This is a genomic window from Traorella sp. mt218, from assembly GCF_055420025.1.
On the sequence record NZ_JBVAYM010000044.1, the window covers coordinates 1 to 4,526 of the forward strand.

6 protein-coding genes and 1 pseudogene are annotated in these 4,526 nt (G+C 36.6%); 4 read left to right on the forward strand and 3 right to left on the reverse strand.

The features are described 5' to 3' along the window. Positions 1-387 (reverse strand): hypothetical protein (locus ACZYT3_RS12480; RefSeq protein WP_464088878.1); only part of this gene is annotated, 387 nt, incomplete at its 3' end. 101 nt (positions 388-488) lie between these two features. On the opposite strand from ACZYT3_RS12480, the gene galE reads away from it, so the two are divergent. From galE to ACZYT3_RS12500, 4 genes and pseudogenes are all read left to right on the forward strand, one after another. Beyond that, positions 489-1,493: a UDP-glucose 4-epimerase GalE gene (galE, locus tag ACZYT3_RS12485; protein WP_294562594.1), complete on the forward strand. Its 1,005-nt coding sequence runs from the start codon at positions 489-491 to the stop codon at positions 1,491-1,493. A 5-nt stretch (positions 1,494-1,498) separates the two neighbouring features. Beyond that, positions 1,499-1,576: pseudogene (locus ACZYT3_RS12490) on the forward strand (nitroreductase family protein); the annotation flags it as partial. Positions 1,577-1,623: 47 nt separating this feature from the next. Next, positions 1,624-1,977, forward strand: coding sequence for a nitroreductase family protein (locus tag ACZYT3_RS12495; protein WP_464088879.1), 354 nt, complete (start codon positions 1,624-1,626; stop codon positions 1,975-1,977). Positions 1,978-2,032: 55 nt separating this feature from the next. Next, a complete protein-coding gene (locus ACZYT3_RS12500) occupies positions 2,033-2,596 on the forward strand; it encodes an N-acetyltransferase family protein (RefSeq protein ID WP_464088880.1) in 564 nt (187 codons plus the stop codon). A 3-nt stretch (positions 2,597-2,599) separates the two neighbouring features. Here the strand turns inward: ACZYT3_RS12500 and ACZYT3_RS12505 are convergent, their stop codons facing one another. Both ACZYT3_RS12505 and ACZYT3_RS12510 read right to left on the reverse strand, forming a co-directional pair. After that, complete coding sequence (locus ACZYT3_RS12505; RefSeq protein WP_464088881.1) at positions 2,600-3,667, reverse strand: glycerophosphodiester phosphodiesterase family protein; 1,068 nt, start codon at positions 3,665-3,667, stop codon at positions 2,600-2,602. Further along, entirely contained in the window at positions 3,555-4,445 is an 891-nt protein-coding gene (locus ACZYT3_RS12510; RefSeq protein WP_464088882.1) for a glycerophosphoryl diester phosphodiesterase membrane domain-containing protein, read from the reverse strand. Before ACZYT3_RS12510 ends, ACZYT3_RS12505 begins: the two co-directional genes overlap by 113 nt. Between the last annotated feature and the right edge of the window lie 81 nt (positions 4,446-4,526).

Below are 4,526 nucleotides of genomic sequence, written 5' to 3' on the forward strand. Positions count from 1 at the left end.
ATCGTTGATTTTTTTGATTTCGTAGTAACCTTTCGTATTTAATGCAATGGCAAGAGTGACTAAAGATACAGGTTGCTGGTTTCTAAAGCCTATGCATAGATATTGGTTTTCATAAATACAAAGAGGTTTAAAATCTATACCTTTTATTTTCTTGATGGCTTGATTAAAAGCTGTCTGCTGTGCTTCATCAGGCTTTTGCCAGTCGCAGAAAATGGTAAGGGGACGCAGAGGCTTCGTGTTCATGGGAAGCAGGCTGATCTTTTGTCCGGCAAGGACAAGATATGTCTGATGGTCTGCTTGAATATGGATGAATGGAGTCTGATTGCGGAATCTTGTTTCAGATTCGAATGGATAGAGGATGTGATATGTTTTTTGGAGATATTTCATATTTACATCATAACTGATTTATGGACAAAGTAAAGCAAAACGATTTATATTGAATGAAAAGTAGGCAAGTGTTAAAATGAAAATATAAAGTGAGGGAATTTATGAAAATATTAGTGACCGGAGGCTGCGGTTTTATTGGTTCGCATACCGTGGTAGAACTATTGAACCAGGATTATGAGGTTGTCATCGTAGATAACTTTTATAATTCACAGAAGGATGTATTGGAAAAGATAAAAGAGATTACAAATAAGGATTTCATATTTTATGAAGAAGATTGCTGTGATGAAACAGCGATGAGAAGGATCTTTCGTGAAAATAAGATTGATGCTGTCATTCATTTTGCGGGCTATAAGGCAGTGGGTGAAAGTGTCGCAAAGCCTTTGATGTATTATCAAAACAATCTGGACAGTACGATGATCCTTATGAAAGTGATGAAAGAGTTTGGTTGTCATAAGATCGTCTTTTCATCAAGTGCAACGGTTTACGGAGATCCGGCAAGTCTACCGATCAAAGAGGATTTTCCGCTGTCAACCACAAATCCTTATGGAACGACCAAATTATTCATTGAACGTATTTTAGAAGATCTGGCTTATGCTGATAAAGAATTGGGCGTTGTTCTTTTAAGATATTTTAACCCTATTGGTGCTCATGAATCAGGACTGATCGGGGAAAATCCAAATGATATTCCTAATAATCTGATGCCTTATATCATGAAGGTCGCGATCAAGGAATTGCCGCAGGTGAATGTATTCGGAAATGATTATGATACGAAAGACGGAACAGGTGTCCGGGATTATATTCATGTGGTGGATCTGGCTTTGGGACATATCAAGGCTATCGAGAAAATCAAAGATGAAACAGGAGTGCTCATTTATAATCTCGGAACAGGAAAGGGTACCAGTGTATTGGAGCTGATTCATACATTTGCAGATGTGAACCATGTAGAAGTGCCATATCAGATTACAGAGCGCCGTCCGGGAGATATTGCGGCCTGCTATGCCGATGCGACAAAGGCAAAAGAAGAACTCGGCTGGGAAGCTGTCAGAAATTTGGAGGATATGTGCAGAGATGCTTATCGTTTTGTGAAGAAGGTGAAGAATTTATGATTGAGATGATCAAAAGCAGAAGAAGCTGTCGCAGCTATACAGAAGAAAAAGTAAAGGAAGAGGATCTAAAAGAAATCGTTGAATGCGGATTATTAGCTCCTAGCGGAATGAATACACAGGGCATCCAGCTTTGGTTATTACGGATGAAGAAGTCTTGGCACAGCTGGAAAAGCTTATGGGAAGAGATTTCTTTTATCATGCACCGGCACTTATTGTCGTTTATAGTGATCCGGATAATAAATATGAGGCTTATGATGGCAGTTGTGCCATGGCGCAGATGTATTTAGCCGCACATGCACTGGGTCTTGGAAGCTGTTGGATCAATCAGTTGAAAGATGTAACAGATGATCCGAAGTTTGAGCCTTTATTTGACAAGCTTTCACTTAAAGGTAAGATCATTGTTGGAGCACTTGCGGTAGGTCATGCAAATAAAGCGCCTAAAGAAAGACAAATTAAAGAAGGAAGAGCTCATTGGTTTAAATAAACAGAGGCTGACAGTCAATAGGACTGGGCCTCTTTTTAGAAGAAAGGAGAAGGTTATGAAAGATACGATCATCAGAACTGCAAAGCTTGAAGATGCGAAAGAGATATTAGATATATATGCTTATTATGTGGAACATACTGCTATTACTTTTGAATATGCCGTTCCATCACTTGCCCGATTTCAACAGCGCATGAAAAATATCATGCAGCGTTATCCTTATATAGTTGTTGAAAGAGATGGGAAGATTCAAGGATATGCATATGCCGGACCATTTAAAGCAAGAGATGCATATGACTGGTCATGCGAAACAACGATTTATCTTGCATTTTCAGCTCAAAAATGCGGCCTGGGAAGAAAATTATATGAAGAGCTTGAACAACGGTTGTATGATATGGGAATCCTGAATCTTTATGCCTGTATCGGATATCCAAATGTTGATGATGAATATTTGACTAAAAACAGTGCTCAATTTCATGCTCATCTGGGATTTAAGAAGGCAGGTACTTTTCATCAATGCGGTTATAAATTCGGACATTGGTATGATATGATCTGGATGGAGAAAATGATCGGTGAACATGAAAAGGAACAGCCAAATGTAAAATTTTATGATCTGATATAGCAATCATCTTTCACATTGCACATAATCATATTCATCTTTTGTAAGCTGAGGAAATCCAAAACAAGTTGTTTTATAGTGCTCATCATCTGTATTCACCTGTGCTTTGAATTGATGGACGCCATAAGCTACCTGATCACTGGCATCTCCTATGATACCGCTGATCCCCATATTCAGATAATCCTGGATAGCATCTATATCATCAACCGTCCATACATAGACAGGAAGGACATTATTACGGGCATCTTCTAATAACTGGGTGTTGATGGCACTTTCTTCAATGGCGATGAAATCAGGGATGAAAGGATCGTTCAGACGAATTTGAATACGTCCGAAATTACCGAATGCACAATATCCGATCCACCAGTCATCTCTTTCTTTTGCCAGCATTTCGACACTTTGGACATCCATCGACATAAACATTGCTTTATCAGCAAAATCATATCTTTCAATAAGCTCGATCGTTTGACGTATCGTTTCTTCACGATCACCCTCTAACGGTTTGAATTCAATCAAAAGACCAATCTGATTGGGTGCATTTTTAGCGGTTTGAATTGCTTCTTCTAAGGTAGGTATTTTTGCTTGGTGGCCATAATGATCTTGAATTGTTAATTCTTTTAATTCTTCTAATGTACAGTCCTGAAGATTGATATCTTTTCCTGTAAGTCGTTTTAAATTCGTATCATGACATAAGACCAATATCTTATCTTTTGTCATTTGAATGTCGATTTCCGCAAAATCAGCCCCATTCGCATCAGCGGCTAAAATGCCCTCCAAGCTGTTTTCTACTTGAGAGATATCACCGCGATGACCAATGGCATAAGGCAGGTGTAATAAAGGCTCCTGATTGAAATAAAAGAGAATGAAGGCACCTAAAGAACAACAACTTATGATCGAAGCAGCAAGCTTATGACGTTTGATACGTGTTTTCACATCTATCTTATGAGATTTATAAGTCTGTTCAAAGGTACAATTGACATCGACATCTTTGATAGATCTGATTTGAAAGAAAATAAAGCCAATTTCCACCACTGTCCATAAGACAGAAAAACCGATAAACAAGAATGTACGCATACGAAATGTAGAAGAAAGTACAAAGTATCTTAAAAAAATAAAAGTTAAAATCAGATACATTTAAAAAATAATGAGGAAAAATATAATTTTCTAATAAGTAATAAACTATAAAAATACCGATAAGGATGAACCATATCTTTCTTTGATGAAGCATGGTCCTGATAGAAAGCATGCATGATTTAAGAAATGATGTCTGTGAATAAATCATGTAAAAAGGAACAAAGATCAAAAACGCATATAAAATGAACAAAATCAGATATAAACTTAATGCCAATACAGAACCCATATTCATTTTTAAAATTTCATTGGTAATAAAATTAGGAATTGATACTCTTGGGATCATTGAAGAAACAAAGCCGAGATGCCACAAGGGATTTAAGAGGATAAAATAAATAAAAATGAAAAGAACTGAAGGTGTCTTAAATGCTTTTAATTCATAAAAGCCGGAATAAAAGATGGATCTCCAATTGAAAGGCTGATGATGCTGACAGAGATAGGCCATTTTATAAATAGATACATATTCCAGATAGACTAGGCTCAAGAAAATAAAAGCATAGATGAGGATAAAGATCATACCGGGAATCGTAAGCAAGCGGAAAAATATGTCAAAGTTATAGACAATTGAATCTTGTATGACATATTTCATGAACCACCCTGTTAGTAAAGAAAGCAGGGGAAGAACCAATGCCGTACAAAATAATTTATAGAGGCATTCAAATTTAATGATTTCTTTCATCAAAACATCTCCTATACATAAAAAAACAAACATCCATATCATAGCACAAAGATATAACAGTTTCTATTGCTTGCAAGTACATTAAAAAAAATAAGATTCCTAAAACATAAGTTTTTAGGAATC

Coding starts and splice junctions, on each gene's coding strand:
- ACZYT3_RS12500 (WP_464088880.1), top strand. CDS start 2,033: ATGAAAGATACGATCATCAGAACTGCAAAGCTTGAAGATGCGAAAGAG.
- galE (WP_294562594.1), top strand. CDS start 489: ATGAAAATATTAGTGACCGGAGGCTGCGGTTTTATTGGTTCGCATACC.
- ACZYT3_RS12505 (WP_464088881.1), bottom strand. CDS start 3,667: ATGCGTACATTCTTGTTTATCGGTTTTTCTGTCTTATGGACAGTGGTG.
- ACZYT3_RS12510 (WP_464088882.1), bottom strand. CDS start 4,445: ATGATATGGATGTTTGTTTTTTTATGTATAGGAGATGTTTTGATGAAA.